At 61.4% G+C, this 19,344-nt stretch carries 11 protein-coding genes (1 of these 11 running past the window's edge); 3 read left to right on the top strand and 8 right to left on the bottom strand.

The genetic code is table 11. The features are described from left to right. Both AB0P14_RS16850 and AB0P14_RS16845 read right to left on the bottom strand, forming a co-directional pair. Positions 1–2,190, bottom strand: partial view of a UPF0182 family protein gene (locus AB0P14_RS16850; protein WP_363844945.1) — the 5' portion only. Its footprint begins 765 nt before the window's first position; only the first 2,190 of its 2,955 coding nucleotides appear in the window; the start codon lies at positions 2,188–2,190; its stop codon lies off the left edge, out of view. Positions 2,191–2,375: 185 nt separating this feature from the next. Next, a complete protein-coding gene (locus AB0P14_RS16845; RefSeq protein WP_363844936.1) occupies positions 2,376–3,449 on the bottom strand; it encodes a S16 family serine protease in 1,074 nt (357 codons plus the stop codon). A gap of 293 nt (positions 3,450–3,742) precedes the next feature. Between AB0P14_RS16845 and AB0P14_RS16840 the strand changes: the two genes are divergently transcribed. Further along, positions 3,743–5,224: a zinc-dependent metalloprotease gene (locus AB0P14_RS16840; RefSeq protein WP_363844933.1), complete on the top strand. Its 1,482-nt coding sequence runs from the start codon at positions 3,743–3,745 to the stop codon at positions 5,222–5,224. Between the two features lie 105 nt (positions 5,225–5,329). Here the strand turns inward: AB0P14_RS16840 and AB0P14_RS16835 are convergent, their stop codons facing one another. Continuing rightward, complete coding sequence (locus tag AB0P14_RS16835) at positions 5,330–6,106, bottom strand: YgjP-like metallopeptidase domain-containing protein (protein ID WP_363844930.1); 777 nt, start codon at positions 6,104–6,106, stop codon at positions 5,330–5,332. A gap of 165 nt (positions 6,107–6,271) precedes the next feature. On the opposite strand from AB0P14_RS16835, the gene AB0P14_RS16830 reads away from it, so the two are divergent. Next, positions 6,272–7,354, top strand: coding sequence for a ThiF family adenylyltransferase (locus AB0P14_RS16830; RefSeq protein ID WP_363844927.1), 1,083 nt, complete (start codon positions 6,272–6,274; stop codon positions 7,352–7,354). Here the strand turns inward: AB0P14_RS16830 and AB0P14_RS16825 are convergent. Next, positions 7,318–9,462: an ATP-dependent DNA helicase UvrD2 gene (locus tag AB0P14_RS16825; protein ID WP_363844924.1), complete on the bottom strand. Its 2,145-nt coding sequence runs from the start codon at positions 9,460–9,462 to the stop codon at positions 7,318–7,320. The genes AB0P14_RS16830 and AB0P14_RS16825 overlap by 37 nt on opposite strands. Continuing rightward, positions 9,459–10,415, bottom strand: coding sequence for an NAD(+) diphosphatase (gene nudC / locus AB0P14_RS16820; RefSeq protein WP_363844921.1), 957 nt, complete (start codon positions 10,413–10,415; stop codon positions 9,459–9,461). The genes AB0P14_RS16825 and nudC overlap by 4 nt, the downstream gene beginning before the upstream one ends. 175 nt (positions 10,416–10,590) lie before the next feature. On the opposite strand from nudC, the gene AB0P14_RS16815 reads away from it, so the two are divergent. After that, on the top strand, positions 10,591–11,919 hold the full coding sequence (locus AB0P14_RS16815) for a phosphotransferase (protein WP_363844918.1): 1,329 nt from the start codon (positions 10,591–10,593) through the stop codon (positions 11,917–11,919). A gap of 27 nt (positions 11,920–11,946) precedes the next feature. On the opposite strand, the gene AB0P14_RS16810 is transcribed toward AB0P14_RS16815, so the two are convergent. The 3 genes from AB0P14_RS16810 to AB0P14_RS16800 are packed head-to-tail and all read right to left on the bottom strand — an operon-like array spanning position 11,947 to position 19,336. After that, positions 11,947–15,435, bottom strand: coding sequence for an ATP-dependent DNA helicase (locus tag AB0P14_RS16810; protein ID WP_363844915.1), 3,489 nt, complete (start codon positions 15,433–15,435; stop codon positions 11,947–11,949). Further along, positions 15,432–18,887, bottom strand: a complete 3,456-nt coding sequence (locus AB0P14_RS16805) for an ATP-dependent DNA helicase (protein ID WP_363844912.1) — start codon at positions 18,885–18,887, stop codon at positions 15,432–15,434. The genes AB0P14_RS16810 and AB0P14_RS16805 overlap by 4 nt, the downstream gene beginning before the upstream one ends. Next, positions 18,884–19,336: an MGMT family protein gene (locus AB0P14_RS16800; RefSeq protein ID WP_363844909.1), complete on the bottom strand. Its 453-nt coding sequence runs from the start codon at positions 19,334–19,336 to the stop codon at positions 18,884–18,886. Before AB0P14_RS16800 ends, AB0P14_RS16805 begins: the two co-directional genes overlap by 4 nt. Positions 19,337–19,344 lie beyond the last annotated feature (8 nt).

Below are 19,344 nucleotides of genomic sequence, written 5' to 3'. Positions count from 1 at the left end.
CATCTTCAAGGACAGGTAGTAGGGCGGCTGCTTGTCTGTCGCCGTGGTTGTGGGGTCATCCGGAACGGACCATGCTTCGGTGTTCTGGAAGAACTTGTCTGGATCAGTCACGTGGTACTGGCCCAACAGCTCACGCTGGACCTTGAAGATATCTTCCGGGTAGCGCACATGCGACATGACATCCGCTGACATTTCCGTGTACGGCTTGATGGTACTCGGGAAGATCTTCTGCCAAGACTTCAGGATGGGGTCCTCGGTGTCCCACGCAAATAGATCAACAGATCCGTCGTAAGCATCCACTGTGGCCTTGACCGAGTTGCGGATGTAGTTCACGGAAGCATTGGGCAGCGTAGCCATACCATTGGTGGCCGTCAGAGAATCCGTGGTGGCTTCTTGCAACTGCTGCTGCTGCGAGTAGGGGTAGTAGGAGCTGGTGGTGTAACCATCAACAATCCACTTGACCTTGCCATCAACAATGGCCGGGTAAGGGTTGCCATCGATTGTGAGGTAAGGAGCTACCTTGGCAACGCGCTCTTCGGGCGTCCGGTCGTAGAGGATCTGCGACTCGCTGTTGACACCGTTAGTCAGCAACAGGTCAGTTGACTGGAACTTCAGCGCGTACATGGCACGGTTAAACCAGTTGCCCACATTGGGCCCACCGTTGCCGGTGAAGGTTGTCAGAGACTCCGAGCCAGAAGCCTCATCAGCCGTCGCGTCGGCAGCTCCAGCGGTGGTGCCCTGCGGGCGATCCAACTCGATGGGAGCGGTTCCCTCTTCAGCACCCACCAGAGAGTATTCGGTCATGGACTGGCCGAAATAAATGCGCGGCTGGTAGCTAGTGTCTGTCCCCAGCACACCCGTGGAAGGTACACCGGACTGCATGAATTTGGGCTTGCCATCAGCTGTCACGGTGTTGCCATAGGCAGCCACCATGCCATAACCGTGGGTGTACACCAGGTGTTGGTTGTACCAGTTCTGCTGAGCTGGGTTCAATCCGTTGGGATTCAACTCACGCACAGCAATCACGGCGTCGCGAACCTCGCCGTCAATGGTGTATCGGTCAACGTTCAACGTCTTAGGAAACTCGTAGTACGGACGGTACTGCTCCAGCTCGCGGAAGGTTGCCGAGAGTAGGTTGGGGTCCAACAAACGAATGTTGGCTGCAGTGTCGGCGTCCTGACGCAGGGCGCCAGCTTCCGCCGTCGTCGTTGCTTTGTAAGGAGTGACTTCAATGTCAGAGAGGCCGTACGCCTCACGTGTCATCTCAATGTTGCGCTGAATGAACTCAGCTTCCATGTTTCCCTGTGAGGGCTTGACCTGCCACGCCTGGATGGCCATGGGGTACAGGCCGCCAGCAACAATTGCGGTGACTACCAGCATGCCAGCACCGATCAGGGGCAGCTTCCACTTGCCAATAAATGCTGCAACGATGAACAGAATTGCCACGATGATGGCTGCCGCAGCCAAAATAGCTTTGGTGGGAATCACGGCATTGACGTCGGTGAACATGGCACCAGCGCGGAATCCGCCGTTGTCTTGCAGCGTGGCGTAGCGGCCGAGCCAGAAGTTGCCGGCCAGCAGCAGCAAGAAGACGCCCGCGAGAATAGCGATGTGAATCTGCGCGCCGCGTGTGGTGAAGATGCCGCGCTCGGTCAAGCGGATGGCGCCGTACAGGTAATGGGTCAGCATTCCGGCGATGAACGCTATTACCGTGGCGCTGATGAGCATGCCCACCAAGAAACCTAGGAACGGCAGGGTGTTGGTGTAGAAGCTGATATCCAGCCCGAATTCGGGGTCAGTTGAGCCGAAAGGAACGCGGTAGAGGAATAACATGACCTTTTCCCACTGGGCCATGGCTGCTGTACCGGCAAATAGACCGAAAACAATCGGCACACCAATCATCACCACGCGGCGAATCGGCTCCAGCTGCATCTGATAGCGGTTGAGGTTATCCTCGTGTGCGCTATCGGGGGCGTAGATGGGGCGCGCCTTGTAAGCGGCCCGGATGGAGAAAAACACCCCCGCAGCCATGATGAGGAAGCCAGCGATGAATATCAGGATCTTCGCAATGCGTTCGGTCCAGAAAACTTCAGAAAAACCTATCTGGTTGAACCACAGCAGATCGGTGTAAATCCCTGAAAAGATCAGCACTGCGACCACAAGCACCGCCACCACAATGATGGTGGGCATCAATGCGCTACGTCGCTTGGGCCGGATGGTGTTGCTCGGCGGCGGGGCTGGGCGGGATGTCACTCTCTACCTCTTACTCAACTGTTGGACAAGAAAAATTCTGGGTACTTCCATAAGGGTGCCACGAACGGGTCGCGGGCCAAGTTCCGTATGATGCGCAATCGTTACGCATCGGGGCTCAAATGTTATTTGCATGTGGGCAGCCCTGAGCCGTCTTTGCCGGAGCCAATCAGGGCCACGGCGTCGTGGGCTTCTGTGAGCGTACTCACCTTGATGACCTGAAGGCCATCGGGAATGTTCCCCTCTACATCGCCGCAGTTTGCGGCGGGAGCCAGAAAATAATCAGCACCGGTGCTGCGAGCGCCCACCAGTTTCTGGGCAATACCCCCAATGGCTCCAACTTTGCCCTCTGGATCGATGGTTCCCGTGCCGGCAAACTTTTTCCCGCCAGTGAGATCTCCCGGTGTCAGGCTGTCCATGATGCCTAGAGCAAAGATCATGCCCGCACTGGGCCCACCAATGTTGCTCAATGTGATCTCGACATCGAAGGGGAACTTAAACACATTCTGGATCTGAACACCCAGCAAATATTTGCCTTCGTCACCCAGCTTCGGTGTGAGACTCAGTTTCTGTTCGGCATCGTTTCTGCGGATCTCAAGCTCCACGGGCGCGCCCTTGCCATCAGTCAACGCGGTCTGGATGACGCCCAGATCCGTGATCTTCTTACCGTCAATGGTGAGGAGAACGTCGTCGGGCTTCAAGATGCCTGACGCGGCGCCGTCGGCAGGGACCATGGCCACCGCTAGGTTGCTCTCAAAGTCAATGCCCATGGCGGTCATGGCCGCGGCTGTGGCATTTTCCTGTGAACCGGTCATGGCCGCAGAGTTCTCACTGTTAATGGCATCCTGGCTGGTCCCAGGTGCGTACATGAGTTCGGCCGGGTAGACAGTGTGGGAGGGCGTCAACCACGAGGTCAGTACGTTGAAAAAATTGACCTGACTCTCCGGCAAGCCGCCTGTGAGATGAACCGTGGTCAGATCAAGGCTGCCGGACGTTGGCGGAAAGCTTTCGTGGCCGGTAACAGCGATGATGGGCTCGCCGTTGAGCTCGCCAATAGTGTTGATCGCCGGCCCCGGGGATTCAATGACATACGGCACCGGCAACGTCACCGCGGCCACACCCAAAACTACCGCCAGTACGCCGGAGACCGCCATGAGGGAGATTCTTTTGTCGCGAAAAGTGCGTGGCGTCGCTGCCATTTCGGGTGTCTCCTGGCTCAAAGCAGTGACCTTTCCACATTCTATCGAGTCCGGCAGACATCCGCGGACTAAAACTCTAAAACAAAACGGGGTACCAACCCTCAAGCCTACTGTGTCTGGATGTGCTGTGCTTGTGCACCGGCTGGGAGCATCCAATGAATGCGACAGTGCCACGCGTCCCAAGGTCTGACACCCTTTGCCTAGAGCGAACAGTGGGCCGCTGCAGGGCGACAACGCTGCGCGGCGGCGGTAACGTGAAGATATTCAGCGTCCACGCCAACGAACGGGCCATCATGTCTTCCACACCAGCCAACAACGACGACGAAACCCCGAAGGATCCGCTTCAGGAAATGCTCGCCAACCTTATGGGCGGACAGGGCATGGATGGTTTTGACCCGGCAGAACTGGCCAAGGCTGCGGGTTTGCCGTCAGATCCGAATGCGCTCGCGCAAATGTTCTCTCAGGTGCAGGCCATGATGAGCGGCTCCTCAGATACACCTGTCAATTGGGAGCTGGCCCACGATGCTGCCCGCAAGGCCGCCGCAGGCGATGACCCGTCAGTGACGCCAGCTCAGCAGCGAGAAGTTGATGATGCCCTTCGTCTGGCGGAAATGTGGCTGGATCCGTTCACGGACCTTGCCGCCACCGCTATCGTGGGCCACGCCTGGTCCCGCGCCGAATGGGTAGAGGAAACTCTGGGAACGTGGAAGCGTCTGACCGAGCCGGTGGCTAACAGTATTGCCTTCGCCATTTCCACGGCCATGAACGAACAACTGCCCGAAGAGATGAAGTCCATGATGGGCGGCGCAGCGTCGATGATGCAGAACATGGGCGGCGCCCTGTTCGGCATGCAGCTTGGTGCTGCCGTGGGTGCACTAGCCAAGGAAGTTGTCGGCTCCACCGACATCGGTATCCCGCTGGCCGACCTTCAGATGGCTCTCCTCCCGGCCAACGTCAAGGCCTTCGGTGAAGGCTTGGAAGTTCCCGAACAAGAAGTCCTGCTGTACTTGGCCCTGCGAGAAGCTGCTCACGCAAGGCTCTTCGTGCAGGTTCCGTGGCTACGCGGCCATCTGCTGGGCGCCATCGAATCCTACGCACGCGGCATCCATATTGACATGTCTCGTATTGAAGATTTGGCCCAGAATTTGGACCCCTCCAACCCCGAGGCCATGCAGGCAGCCCTGTCCGAGGGTGTCTTCATGCCGGCCCGCACACCGGAGCAGGACGCCGCATTGGCAAAGTTGGAAACAGCCCTCGCCCTCGTGGAAGGCTGGGTTGACGAGCTCAGTTTCGAGGCAGCAGCGAATCTGCCTGCGGCTGCGGCCATCCGTGAAACGATCCGCCGGCGCCGTGCCACGGGCGGTCCCGCCGAGCATGCTTTCGGCTCTCTAGTGGGACTGGAGTTGCGTCCACGCAGGCTCCGCGAAGCTGCCGCCTTGTGGGCTTCATTGAAGGATCAACGCGGCATTGCCGGTCGTGACGCGATCTGGGCCCACCCGGATCTGCTGCCCACCTCCGCCGACTTGGACGATGCGGCTGGTTTCAGTGCCCGTCGCAGCGCTGAAGACGCTTCTGAATCAGACGTTGATGCGGCATTGGCCAAGCTCTTGGACGGCGGCTTTGACGACTTCCAGACCGAGGATGCAGCGGAGACCCCAGCCGAGCAATCCGGGGGCGAGGAATCCGGGGACAGTGCCGGCGAGACAGATTCGGGCACAGACTCAGAGACCGACCCGGATTCGGGCACGGATTCAGGGACCGGAGACAAGAGCTAAGGAGCTCACGGCTCCATCACATCCCGGCGGCGGGAATCGCAGATCCACTGCTACGGCAGTGAACTGAGGTTCCCGCCGCCCTCTTTGTATAATTGCTGAGACGGACTATTCCGAGGTTTCACTTCCGTCGTCAGTACCGTCATCACGTCCGTCATCCATACCTTCTCCCATACCCATGATGTTTCGCGCCGAAGCAAACGAGGCCCCTTGCAAGAATGCCTTCGCCTCTTCAAGCTTCGAGTACCCGGCCAGTTCCGCCCAGAATGCGGGGCTGTGGTTTGGGTGGATCAAGTGGGCCAGTTCGTGCAACAACACATAGTCCACAACCCAGTCAGGCATACCCTGCACGTGGTGGGAAATGCGGATGGTCTTCCGGGCCGGGGTGGCCGAGCCCCAACGACCGTTCTGGTTGCTAACCCAGCGCACCGAATCCGGCACAGCCCGGGCACCCAAGAACTGAGCCGAAAGAGAGTGGCTGCGCTGCAACAGGGCAGCGTCACTGGCTGGGACGTTCCGACGGCCAGCCAGGCCTGCTTCGCGTTGTTTGCTGTGTTCCAGTTTGGCGGCCATGTGCGGCACCCAATACGCCTCATCGTCAAGACTTAGCCGCGCTGGAACGGCTATGACTGCCTGTCCGTTCTCCCAGAATGCAGCCAGCCCGGTTTTCCGCCGCGCCGTCCGCCGGACCACGATGGGATCGCCTGTGCTGAGCCGGTGGAGTGAAATTGAATCGCCCAGCGGACCTTTGGTTCCCGTGCCGATGGGCCTGCGGCGCGCAGCAGCTGCCAGCGCCGGTACCGGTGCCGGTGCCGGTGACTGTGACCGTGCAGGGGTGGGTGTCTGTGCCGGAGTTCTAGGAGCTGGTGCTGGTGCAGGTGCCATATATCGACCGTACCGCCACCGTGCCACCCAGAGCACGCCGCTGGCCCTGTGCGGGGACAAGTTGTGGAGAACACCTAGCTGTGGATAACTCACAGCAGCCCAGCACTTCAAGTGCAATGATCTTAACTACGGCATCTACTCGCCGGAATCCTTAGGGAGGTCATCATGACGGCTGTCAATCCGGCGCTTCGCATGGTCAGCCGAGGCGCCCACAGCGTGCAAATTGGGTTGGGGCCCGGCGGCCTGATCTTGGAGGGACTACAGGCCTCAGACGTGGCGTTCATCAACGCGTTGCGCCGCGGAATCGCCGACAAGAAAGTGGTGAGTTCCGCCGTTGAACTTGGTGTTCCTGCCGCGCGTGCCCAGGAGATTTGCACTATGCTCGACACCGTTTTGTGTCCCGACGCCGAACTGTCCACCCAGGGGTACCGGGCGGAACGGCTGCGCCCTGACAGGACTGCGCTCTTGGGCTTGTATCGGGATTCGGCACAAAAGCGCCTGGCCCAGCGCCAGCAGAATGTGATTCATGTGGCGGGGTTGGGACGCACCGGCGCCACCTTAGCCGGGGCACTTGCCAACGCCGGAGTGGGCACGCTCCTGCTCGAGGATGACTCCCCCGTCGCCGCGTCCGACGTGTCACCGAGCGCCTACACCAAGGCCGACATTGGCATCCCCCGCTCCCTGGCCCTGCGGCGCCATCTCACAGCTCTGGATCCGCTGACGCACATTCACATGGTGCACGACGGCGGGGCAGGAGGTCCCAGCCTTCAGAGCCTTGATCTTGCCGTTCTGGTGGGTTTCGACTGCGCGGCAGTTGGGCTGACGTCTCGTTTTCTGGGTACCGAAAGGCCCCATCTGCTGGTGTTGCACAGGGAGCAAGACGGCACGGTGGGTCCACTCGTGGTGCCTGGGGAGACCGCCTGCGCGGGCTGTGTGGAACGGCAGCGCAACGGCCCTGAATCTCCGTGGTTGCAGGGCGACGGTGACGGGCCGTTAGCGGGACCGACAGCTGGGCCTTCAGCTGGTCGTTTGGAAGCTAGCGCTACCTCGCTGGCTTTAGCTGGTACCGCAGCCACCCAGGCACTGCTATTTCTGGACGGCGTCAATCAGCCCAGCGCGTGGTCCGCCGTCCTGAGTTTCCATTCTGGGAGCGGACGCTGGACAGAGCAGGAATTCAGCGCCCACCCTGAGTGCGGCTGCCAATGGCAGAATCAGCCAGCCACAATTTCCAGAACAGCTTCTCCGTAGCGTTCCAGTTTAGAGGGCCCCACTCCAGGCAGGGCAGCTAGTTCATCCAGGTCCTGCGGAGCAGCCTCGGCAATGGCCATCAGTGTGGCATCGGTAAACACCACGAAGGCTGGCACTGACGCGGATACCGATTCCTTCAGACGCCACTCTCGCAACTGTTCAAACACTGCTTCGTCGTACCCAGGCGGGCAGTCGGAACAACGCCCCACCTTGCGTTCGGCGCCGGTATTGAGGATCTTCCCGCATACCCGGCACACTGAGGGACCCGCCAGCTTGCGCGATTTACGGGTGGTGGCCATGCGCGGGCCGGTGGGAGCCCCACCCACCGAATTGGGCCGCAAGCCGTCCAAAAACCGGGAGGGCTTGCGGTTCGCCCGGCCACCCGGGGTGCGTGCTGTGGACCAGGAAAAGTTCAGGTATTCCCGAGCACGAGTGATGCCCACGTACAAAAGCCGGCGTTCCTCATCCACGGTTTCGGGTGTGTCCGCGAAGGAGATGGGCATCAACCCTTCACTGAGGCCCACCAGGAACACGGCGTCCCATTCCAATCCCTTGGCCGAGTGCAAGGAAGCCAGCGTGACACCTTGGACGGTGGGGGCATGCTGGGCCGTGGCCCGTTCCTGTAGTTCGGCGACAAAGTCCAGGATGGAGAAAGTGTGCTCGGGGGTGCTGCGGGAGACCACGAGCTCATCGGCCAGGGCAACGATGGCGCTGAGTGATTCCCAGCGTTCCCGCACGGCACCGCCCGTTTTGGGGGCCTCTGCCTGGTAGCCGAGGTTGCCCAACACATCACGGACTAGCTGGCCCAGGGCTTCATCTTCGGCAGCACGGGAGGAAGCGCGCAGCTGCAGCATAGCGTCGCGGACTTCCTTGCGGGCGAAGAACCGCTCGCCACCGCGCAACTGGTAGCCGAGTCCGGCCGCGGTCAGCGCCTGCTCATAAGCTTCGGATTGACCGTTAGTCCTGAACAGCACGGCAATTTCGCTGGCGGGTGTGCCATTCTCAACCAGTACCTTGATTCTGGCGGCGACGGCTGCGGCTTCGGCCTCGTCATCGCTGCACTCCATGAATTCAGGCGCCGGACCGCCTGGGCGCTGCGCCACAAGTTCTAGCGGCTTAGACCAGAGCGCATCGGCAGTCATGCCTCCACTGCGCCGATTGGCCAGCAAGCCGTTGGCCAAGCCCACCACCTGCGGGGTGGAACGGTAGTCACGGACCAGCTTGACCACGTTTGCTTCGGGGAAGCGCTGGGGAAATTCCAGCAGGTGCCGCGGTGTGGCACCTGTGAAGGAGTAAATGGTCTGGCTGGCATCGCCCACCACGCACAGTTCGTCGCGGCCACCTAGCCACAGATCGAGCATCCGCTGCTGGAGCGGGGAAACATCCTGGTATTCATCCACCACAAAGTGCCGGTACTGATCGCGTACCGTAGCTGCGACCCGCGGGTCTTCCTGCAGAATGCCCACGGTGATCAGCAGGACATCCTCAAAATCAATTAGGTTTCGATCCGCCTTCACGTCTTCGTACCCTTGGAAGAGCCTGCCCACCGTGACCTTGTCCAGCCCGCCTGGTTCGCCGCGATCTTCTGCCTTGATGAGGTACGTTTCCGGGGTCATCATGGACACCTTGGCCCACTCAATTTCGGCGGCCAAATCCCGGATGGCAGCTCTGTCGGTGGGCAGCCGGAGCCTGCGCGCGGCCTCGGCGATGATCTGAGCCTTGTGTTCGAGCAGGCCCGGCAATTGACCGCCGACGGCGTGCGGCCAGAAATACTGCAGCTGCCGTAACGCTGCGGCATGGAAGGTGCGGGCTTGGACAGTGCCCACGCCCAGATCGCGCAGCCGGGTACGCATTTCGGCTGCCGCTCTGGCTGTAAAGGTCACGGCGAGCAGACGGTTGGGATTGTAGACACCGGTGTGTACGCCATAGGCGATGCGGTGCGTGATGGCGCGTGTCTTTCCGGTGCCGGCGCCTGCCAGCACGCACAAAGGCCCGTTCAGAGTGGTGGCAACGGTGCGTTGTTCCTCATCCAAACCGGAGAGAATCTTTTCCTCCGCCGTGCGTTCATCCATTACGGGCAGACCCAGCTGGCTGGGGTCAAAACTCATAGCTGTTCACCGGCTTCTACAATTCTTCCGCCAAACCAGTGCTCAATCAGTTCCCGCGCAATGGACAACCGGGGCGAGATCACTGCCTCACCCTTCAACACCGCGTCCTGCAACTCTTCTCGCCCGAACCAACGGGCCGCCCGGACTTCCGTCAGATCTGGGGTGGCGTTCGTGTCATCCGTGTAGCCCATGAAACCCAACATCAAGGACCGGGGAAACGGCCAGGCTTGGGAAGATCGGTACTGGAGAGAATGCAGACGGACACCCACCTCTTCAAAAATCTCACGCACCGCAGCTGCTTCGGCGCTCTCTCCTGCTTCTACGAAACCCGCCACGGTGGAGTACCTGTTCTCATCCCATGCGAAGTTGTTGGCCAGCAAGATTTTCTCATCGGCACCCACAATCGCCACGATCACGGCCGGATCGGTGCGGGGAAAATGTTCGGAACCGTCTTGGCTGCAACGGCGCATCCAGCCTGCCGCCTGAATTTCTGTGGGATTGCCGCACCGCGGGCAGAACGCGTGAGTGGCATGCCAGTTGGCTGCCGCCTGAGCCTGGATGAAAACCTCCGCATCGGCCCTACTCATCTGCTCTGCGGCAGCTCGGTAACCGGCGAAGGAGCTGCCCTCCGGCACCCAAGCCGGCTCTCCGGCGTCGTCCGGTAATGCGATCAGCACCAGCTCCGTACCCGCGAGTAGGGTATGTCCGTTGCCCTCAAGCACCTTTCCCAAATAGACCGGCAGGGTCCCGGCCGGTAGATGTTGGGGCAGTTGTGAGGGGTGTAGATAGGCCAACGAACTGAGACTGGCACCGGCCACCAGGGCCTTACCGCGGTGGAAGAGCACTACCTTGTGGGCTGCCGTCGCCAACACCGTCTCCAAAAACCCGGGTTCATTGCGCTGTTCGCATTCCCGGTCCAGCACAACGTCGGGGGAAAGGTTGGGTTTGCTCATGTTTCTACCGTACGCATCCACTGCACTTTTTTACATTCCGCAGCACGTGATTGTGGACAAGGTGGCGCTGGGATGCGATTCGCGCAGGAGGATTTGTGCACGACTTCTTACGACTCGCCGCCCCGAGGAAGCAAGGTTTGGAGCCTTCGCGTTCTACGGTGGAGGGGTGAGAAGAATGACTGCAATCGAACTGGCCGCTATTGCCAGCGCCGCCGTGCCCGGACTCAACGTGACAGCGTTTGGTCCGGAGCCCGACCATGCAGCCGATTTTTGCTCCGCGTTGTTGGTGGATTCGGAAAATCGGCGCTGGAGGGTACGTTCGCCGCGCCATGCCGAGGCCAGTACTCGTCTGGAAACCGAGCGTCAGGTCCTGCGCGCCTTCACCCCTGCGATTCGAGCCGAGCTACCCTTCTTGCTGCCCACCGTGGCCGGAACTGTACGGCAGGGCGAACTCATCACCTTTGTGTACTCCCACATCCGGGGGAAGGCATACACAGTGGAGCAGCTCTCAGCGGGAAACGCTACCTTGGCCATGGAAATCGGTGCCGCCATTGCAGCCATTCACGATCTTCCTCAGGAACTCGTCACCAATTACGATCTCCCCAGTTACACCGCCAATGAATTCCGTCAACGCAAGCTCAACGAACTGGATCAGTCGGCCACCACGGGCAAGATCCCGCCGGCACTGCTGCGCCGCTGGGAACACGCCATGGAAGATGTAGCCCTGTGGCGCTTCAACGCGTGTGTGGTCCATGGTGATTTGCACGAGGACAATATATTGCTCGACGGCGATCAGGTCACCGCCGTCAATGGCTGGACCGAGCTGCGTGTGGGCGATCCCGCTGATGATTTCGCATGGCTAGTCGCCGTGGATGATCCCGACTTTGTTGACACAGTGCTGCAGGCTTACGCTGGCGCCCGCCATGAAACCCCGGACCCGCACCTGCTTCGCAGGGCCGCCCTCAGCGCCGAGTTTGCGTTGGCGCAGTGGCTCGTCAAGGGGTACGCCGCCGACAGTGCACGCATGGTGGAAGATGCAGAATCCATGCTGCGCACCCTCGAAGCGGACATTGCCGAGCACGGCGGCCAGCCCATCAGCGTTGAGCCGACTGTTGTTGTTGCTCCCACCGCAGTTAGCCCAGCTAGCCCAGTGAGCAAGGCCACCGAGCCGCAGCCCAGCGAATCCCCAACTAAAGTAGCTGCCGAACCGGCTCCTGATACAGCATCGATCTCGATCGCTGACCCCCAGATCAACGAGCAGCCGGCCACCGATGTCACCGCTGGGCCATCCGGTGAATCCGGCAAGAACGACGCCGACAATCCTCAGGATGTCGCCGGTGATACGACTTCAGACGCAGACTCAGACGCAGACGCAACCAACTCTGACAGTGACACTGACGGCGACGACGCAAACGCCAATACTCAGGACTCTGCCCCCGATGCTTCATCATCTGGCGAAGACGTCGACACCACCGCGATGAAGGTCATTACCATCGAAAAGTAGCCAGCGCACTAGTGGCCACCCCTAGCATTAGGCGGAGTAGGCGTTGGTGACGATGGCCTCTAGCTCGTCCTGTCCAGCCAGATCCACGGGCCTGATGAGCTTGTCCTGGCCCACGTAGTAAAACGCTGCCCGCACCTGATCCAAGGGCACTTCCTTGAGGCGCGACCAAGCAAGCCGGTACACGGCCAGCTGCACCCCACGGACCGTCAACTGTTGCTTTCCGGGAACCTTTCCGGTCTTCCAATCGATCAGGTCCCAGCTGCCGTCCGCATCCCTGAAGACTGCATCAATACGCCCACGAACCACCACGTCGGCCACCCTGGTTTCAATGGGCACCTCTAGCTCGGCAGGAACTCGGGTAGCCCACTGGGATTTCTTGAAAGTTTCTTGCATGCTGGCCAATCCATAGGCCTCATCCACATAGGAGTCAGCTCCGGGAGACTCATCAAAGTCCAACTGCCCGGTGGTGCCGAAGAAGTCCTCAATCCAGGTGTGGAACGCCGTTCCCTTCCGAGCCGCCATGCCAGGCTTGGTGGGCACGGGTCGGCGCATGGCGCGGGTGACCTTCTCCGGGTCTTCGCTCAGAGCCACTAGCCGGGAGGCGGAAATGTGCGGTGGCAGTTCCACCCTGAGCTGGTCCGACTCCACTTGTTCCTGTGCCAATAGCACGCTGGTCTCGAGCCCCCAGCGCGGGTGGCTCGCCAAAAATTCGCTGCCACCCACGAGTGCCGAAAGTTGTTCCGGCGTGAGCCCGCTGGCGCGAATTGCTTCCTGTTCACTGTCCACGGCAGCAGCTGACCGGCTAACGTTCCCACGCCGACCCACCCGCTTCACAGCTCCGGGGCGGCCTTGGATCTCAGGGCCGTTGAGCGGGTCATAAGGCCACTGCGCACTTTCGGCACCGGCGCTGGTGGGGTTCTGGGCATCCTCTTCAGGATCCGGGGACCACAGCGAAATTCGGGCACTTTGCTGCGCCCCTTCGGCCAGCATCAGCAGCTCGGAGATGAAGGGGGAAGGTTGCAGTGGCTTCTTCCCGCTACCCCACACCGTGCTGGAACACATGAGAAAATCGCGGGCTCGGGTGAAGGCAACATAGGCTAGCCGCCGTTCCTCTTCCTCGCCGTGCAGGCTGACATCGGCAGCGAACAGCTTTTCATTGTCCAACAGGGTCTTCAGGTCCGGGACGTTCAAATCCCATTCCGGCAGATCGTCCCGGTCACCACGCAGCGGCCAGGGGAGGGATTTTGCCCCGGTGCTCCAACGGTCAGCCCGAGTGCTCGGAAACGCCCCCATATTCATCCCAGGAACAAACACCACATCCCATTCCAGCCCCTTGGAGGCATGTACTGTCAGCAGCGCCACCGCATCGGGGTTGCTCTCCAATGGCGTCATTTCCAGTCCGCCTTCTTCGGACTCTGCTGTTTCCAGCCACCCGAGGAAAGCATCCAAGTCAACCCGCTGCGCCGCCTGCATAAAGGTTGCGGCGGCGTCCGCAAAGGCATCGAGGTTGCGCCGGGCATGGTGAATGCTGGCGCCGGGCTTGGCTGCCAATTCAATGTCCAGCAGCATGGTGCGTTCCACCACACCGAGCAGGTTGCTCAGATCCTCACCCACAAAAGTACGCAGCATGCGCAACTCATCACGCAGCGTCAGCAACCTGGCCCGCGCCACCTGGGACAGCGGGCGTATTGACTCCGGCCAGTAGTCGGCACTGAGATAGTCCAAGGCTTCGATCAGCGATGAGGCGTCCACGAGATCTGCCGTCACCACAGTTTCCGGCGCTCCCTCACCGGCTTCGTGCGCGGCCCCGTCCGGGCCGCCATGGCCGGAATCTAGCTCCAGCTCACCGCGCAAGGCTGCAGCGTTGAAGTCCACCCGATTTTCGGCGGCCCACTTTCGGCGCCGGGCCAGGTGCCGGGCCCAGTCCGAAAATGCCATGAGGTCCAACGGCCCAATTCGCCACCGCGCACCGGTCAGCAGCCGCATCAGGGCATCCGAACGTCCGGGATCGGCCACCACGCGCAAAGTGGCGACCAAATCCACAATCTCCGGGGTACTCAGCAACCCGCTCAGTCCTACGGTCTCGTACGGGATGCCGCGGGCCTCAAAGACGCTCTGCAGCCCAGCAAACTGCGCACGACGACGGCACAGCACTGCCACTGTCATGGCACCTTGGGTGCCGCTGCGGTGCGTGAAATCCCCCTTTCGGTCCAGAATTTCATCGGCGATGGCTTCTGCCTCAGCTATTTCTGTCTCAAAGCGGGCCAGCACCACTTCCCCGTCGGGTGCGTTGGGCTTCTCGCGCAGGGGTGAAACCACCACCCGCGGGCCGGCTGCTGCCCGTTCTTCCTCGGTTAGCCCGGCCGCCAGTTTGGCGTGGGCCTTGCGTGTCTGCGCTTGGGCAAGTTCTGCTGACATGACGTTGGCGGTATCTAGAATGTGGGCTGAGTTCCGCCACGCGATGGTGAGTTCGGCAGTTGGTGCGTACCCGCCGTCGGACTTGAGGAAAATCTCCGGGAAGCGGAACAGCTGCCCGGCGGAGGCGCCTCGAAAACCATAGATCGACTGGTGGGGATCGCCCACGGCTGTGACGGGGTGGCCGGAGCCGAAGAGCTCGGCGAAGAGCTGCAGCTGAGCGTGCGATGTGTCTTGGAATTCATCCAGCAACACCACCTTGTACCGCTGGCGCTCCACCTCGCCGGCGTGGGGGACTTCCTGGGCGATCTTGGCCGCCAACGCCACCAAATCGCCGTAGTCCAAAACATTGCGGCGCCGCTTGGCCTCGGCATATTTTTGGACCAGCTCCACCACCGAGCCGCGGGTCCGCAAGACATCCAGCTGCTTGTTGACCACGGCAGTGCGCGGCTTGGCGGTCTCGGCGATGTAGGGCAGGGCATCGAGCCGTGCCAAGTAGGACGCAATGGTTTCCCGGACTTGCTCGGGCTCTTGCAGGTGTTCGGCGCATTCCCCGGCCAGATCCATGACGGACTGGATCAAGGTCGATTTGGCGGCCGTGAAGTGTTCGTGAGCGCCGTTGTGGGCTTCCACCACCTCGCTGGCCAATTGCCATGCCTCGGCGGCGCCAAGAACCACGGCATCACGCTCAATCCCCAAGCGCAGTCCGTAATCGGTAACAATGCCGCTGGCGTAGGAATGGTAGGTGGAAACCTTGGCTTCCAGAGCATCCTTGGCCGCTGCGGCGGGCGCCAACTCCACCTCACCGGAGCGTGCCAACGTACCCAGCTTGGCCAGCTGTCCGCGGATCCGGGTGGCCAACTCCCCTGCCGCCTTGCGAGTGAAGGTGACGCCCAGGATCTCTTCCGGCAGCACCAGACCGTTGGCCACCAGCCACACCACGCGGTCCGCCATGGTGGTGGTCTTACCCGAGCCAGCTCCGGCAATGACGAGCAGCGGTTCCAGGGGCGAACATATGATGGCGGCCTGTTCCGGTGTGGGCGGGAACTGCCCCAACAGTTCGGCCAATTCATACGGGCTCAGGGGCTGTGAAAGTGTCATTCGGTGATTTGTTTCCCTTCCGGGCACAGCGGGCAAATAGTTGGCAGCGGGCAACCGTTACGTTCGGACCAATCCGTACCGTGGCGGGCAGGAAATACTGCTTGGGCCATCAGGAGTGCAGCTTCCATAACTTTGGCAGTGGGATCGTTCTCGCTTCCGGGCACCATGGCAGGCTGATCCTGAGTCTTGACACTCTTGGTGCCGTCGCCCAGCGGCAACAGGGCTGCTCCCCCGGAGACCGAACCGGAAAAACCGGCGGCTTCGGCCAGCTCGGTAAAGCCTCCCGCTGTCACGGCCACTTGATAAGCCCCCAGCTGTGGATGGGCCAGAACTTGGTCCTTGGTGGGTTTGGTGCGCCCGGTCTTGATATCGACCACCACCAGGTTCCCGTTGGAGTCGGCTTCGAGCCGGTCCACCTGGCCACGCAACCGCACCACGTGGCCTTGAATCCCCGATTGTGTTTCTGAAGGCGTATCCCCGGGCACTGCATCCGGTTGGTGACCGGCTGCACCGCCCGTCGATCCACCCAACATGGCAGGGATTTCGCCAATTTCAACGCTGAAGTCCTCTTCCACACCGATCAGCGTGCGGCCCTCTTGGCTGGCCTCCACCACGTACTGGGCCAGCTTCCCCAGCATCTCTTGGGCGCGCTTGTAGTCCACCTGGGTTTCCCAAGAATCGGGCAGGCCCAGAGTGGGCCAGCGCTTGTCCAGTTCAGCCAAGTACTCGTGCCCGGCCCCGTTCGGAATGTCCTGGGCGATGGCATGAATGAGGGTTCCCAAGCTCCGCGCGAAATCGGTGGTCGCTTCCCCACCGGCGGCTCGGATAAACCAGTTCAGTGGCGATTTAAGTACTTCTTCCACCTTGGACGGGGAGACGTTGACCGGTTCACCGGCAGGGACAATGGGCGCGTCGCTGCTCAGCGGCAGCAAACCCCACCACTGCTCCGGATGGGCCCCGGGAACGTTTTCGTGAGCTAGCACGGCCAGCATTCTGGCGGCTTCGGGATCGGCATACATCTCCGATTCCTGCCGTAGCTCAGAGACCAATGACCGCAACGTCATGGGCCGCGGGACCTGTTCCACCGGACGCACCGGATACTGCGATTCGCCACCTGAATCAGTGACTGGAATGTACGGGGCGGCAAGGTCAATAAATTGTGAGGGCTGCAGATCGTGACCGGCGGCGGCCGTCAGAATCAACTTTTGCCCTGCCCGTGAAACGGCAGCAGAAAAACTGCGCAACTCGTCATACCGGATATCTCGAATGCGCGCGGCGGGCTCGATCTGCCGAGCCATCTCGGCCCCATTTTCCAGCACATCCACCAATAGTTGACTACCCAGAAGCTCCCCACGCAGCCGGGTATTGGGCCACACGCCTTCCTGCAACCCCGAGACAATAACCACCTGCCATTCCCGGCCGGCCGCACTAGCCGGAGTGAGGATCTCCACGGCGTCGGTGCGCTGAGCACGCGCCGCCAAGGTATCCATGGGCAGTTCCTGGCTCAATAAATAATCAAGGAACTGCTGCGGACTCGATCCGGGCAGTTGGTCTACGTACCGTTCAGCCGTCTGGAACAGCGCCATGACCGCATCCAGATCCCTGTCGGCACGGATACCGGTTGGCCCGCCGCGCAACGCTTGTGTTTCCCACGTTCCGGAGCTATCGCAGGCCTCCCATAGCGCCCATAGGACAGTTTCGGCATTAGCGCCGGGCTGGGCCACCGCGTCATTTCCGGCAGCCAACATGGCGGCAATACGGGTGGCGTTGCCTGCTTCCCAGCCCAATGGCGCCAACTTTTCCGGGTGCAGCAACGCCTCAACGAGCAGCTCGTCGCTGGCCCGACCACCACCAGACTGCAACTCCTGTTGCCGCAGCGCTTGGCGCAGCCGACGCAATTGCAGCGCCGTTGACCGCCCCAAACGCGAGGTCAACAACGCCACGCAAGCCTCGGCGTCGAGCTTGCCGGGATCAAGCGCCACCCCGAAGGCCTCTAAGAGGGGGCGAACCGCGGGCTCGTCGCGGACCGGGTTCTCTGCCACTGGCACCTTCACGGCGATCCCCAACCCGCTCAAATATCGTTGCAGGGCAGCCAGTGCCGAACCCGTCCGCACGATCACGGCGATCTGATCAAGGCTGTGCCTTTCAATGTGTTGCAGGTGCAGGATTCGCTCCGCCACCAGGCGCAATTCATGGACTTCAGAGGCCACTACATGAGCCCTGACGTACGACGCCGGGTCCCCGGCTGCTGCTTCCAAGCCACCTTGGGTGGCCGGTTCCGGCCACGCAAGTTCGCGGGCTTTCTGTCCGCCCCGGATCTGGAAAATCCGCTCGGCCACCCCGGACCAGGCGCCCGCAACGGCGGGGCTCATCCGATGCGAGGTGGACAACACAAATTGCTGCAAGGGCAATTCTTCGGTGCCCAGCGACTGTACCAGGGACGCCACCATGTCCGGGCGGGCACCGCGGAAACCCTGAACCACAACGTCCGGGGCTGCCGCCACCAGCAGGTCCTTGCCCCGGCCCACCAATTTCAGGAGTTCATGGACGGACCTGTTGGCCTCTTGAATATCGTCAACCACAATGAGTTCCAACCGGCTACGCTCTGCGGCCAGGAATTCCGCATCGAGTTGCAAGAGTGTGGTGGCTGCTGTGATGATGCCGGCCGGGTCAAAGGAGCCCGACTTGCCCCAATCCACCACATCCCGGTACTCGGCGTACAGCGATGCTGCGGCCACCCAGTCGGGTCGACGGTTGGCGACACCTAGCTGTGCCAATTCCTCGGGCAGGAGTCCGTATTCAATGACACGGTCAAAAAGTTGCCGGATTTCCTGACGGAAGCCGCGGGTTTCCAGTGCCTCTTTGAGCTCCTCGGGCCACTGCGGGTCCGTGCCCAGTCCCATCTTGTGCCCGGCCAGCAGATCCTTAATGATCAGGTCCTGTTCGGGACCACTCATGAGCCGTGGCGGGCCGTCCAGGTGCGGCATCCGGCCTGCCACGGTGGCCCGGCGCAGCAGGTCAAAGGCATAGGAGGACCAGGTCCTGGCTGGGGAGGTGCTGATACTCCTAGTGAGCCGAGCGCTGAAACCGTCACGAAGCCTAGCGGCAGCCAACCGGGAAGGTGCCAGCAGGAGGGCACCAGCTGGATCTACGCCGTCGTGCTCCATCCGTTTGACGGCCGCCTCGATCAGCACGGTGGACTTGCCGGTACCGGGGGCACCCCACAGCAGAACGGGCCCGGTGCCGGGCGCCAGATCGACCACGGTTTGTTGGTCGGTACTTAGCTGCAACTCGGTCTTGATGCTTTGCGAGGGCTTCACCAACACCAGTCGGGGCAAGGGCTGGAAGTCCTTGCTCACTGTCGCGGTCCGCGCCGGTGGTGCGGCAGGCTGTCCGTCAGCCTGAGGGTCAGCGGGGAGCTGTTGCTGCGATTGCTCTGCTTGCGTGCTCATATTCCCAGTTCACCACGAGGCTCTGACATTCTGATATCTGGATCCACAGTGGCATCGGTGTCAAGCCCAGCGGCGGCGTGCAGAGCCGCTGAGATGGCGTCGATGAGCTCAAACTCGGCCTCGTGCGGATTCCAGCGGGCACTTTTCATCTCCACGCGCCACGGCGGGTTCTTGCCCGGCACGGCCGCGGCCGCGGTGTCGCCACGCAACGCCGTCGACTCTTGTCGATAATGCTCCAACGCCCCGCGCTCGTGGCACAGCGGAGCAGCACCACTGGCGCGGATGACCCGCCACCACGCCACAGCGCTGCCATGGGCGGACATGACCGCACCCACTTGGCGCGGCCCACCACTTTCCAAGAGGGCAGCGATGTCCCCATACGACAAAACCTTGGACTCAGGGATCAGCTCGGCCACCGCCAGAACCGCCTCAACATACTCCTCACGCATGCCTCCAG

Origin of the sequence: Specibacter sp. NPDC078709 (genome assembly GCF_040686795.1) — a bacterium.
Lineage (GTDB): Bacteria > Actinomycetota > Actinomycetes > Actinomycetales > Micrococcaceae > Specibacter.
This window is presented reverse-complemented; position numbering and strand designations above follow the sequence as displayed.

Coding starts and splice junctions, on each gene's coding strand:
- AB0P14_RS16845 (WP_363844936.1), bottom strand. CDS start 3,449: ATGGCAGCGACGCCACGCACTTTTCGCGACAAAAGAATCTCCCTCATG.
- AB0P14_RS16840 (WP_363844933.1), top strand. CDS start 3,743: ATGTCTTCCACACCAGCCAACAACGACGACGAAACCCCGAAGGATCCG.
- AB0P14_RS16835 (WP_363844930.1), bottom strand. CDS start 6,106: ATGGCACCTGCACCAGCACCAGCTCCTAGAACTCCGGCACAGACACCC.
- AB0P14_RS16830 (WP_363844927.1), top strand. CDS start 6,272: ATGACGGCTGTCAATCCGGCGCTTCGCATGGTCAGCCGAGGCGCCCAC.
- AB0P14_RS16825 (WP_363844924.1), bottom strand. CDS start 9,462: ATGAGTTTTGACCCCAGCCAGCTGGGTCTGCCCGTAATGGATGAACGC.
- nudC (WP_363844921.1), bottom strand. CDS start 10,415: ATGAGCAAACCCAACCTTTCCCCCGACGTTGTGCTGGACCGGGAATGC.
- AB0P14_RS16815 (WP_363844918.1), top strand. CDS start 10,591: ATGACTGCAATCGAACTGGCCGCTATTGCCAGCGCCGCCGTGCCCGGA.
- AB0P14_RS16810 (WP_363844915.1), bottom strand. CDS start 15,435: ATGACACTTTCACAGCCCCTGAGCCCGTATGAATTGGCCGAACTGTTG.
- AB0P14_RS16805 (WP_363844912.1), bottom strand. CDS start 18,887: ATGAGCACGCAAGCAGAGCAATCGCAGCAACAGCTCCCCGCTGACCCT.
- AB0P14_RS16800 (WP_363844909.1), bottom strand. CDS start 19,336: ATGCGTGAGGAGTATGTTGAGGCGGTTCTGGCGGTGGCCGAGCTGATC.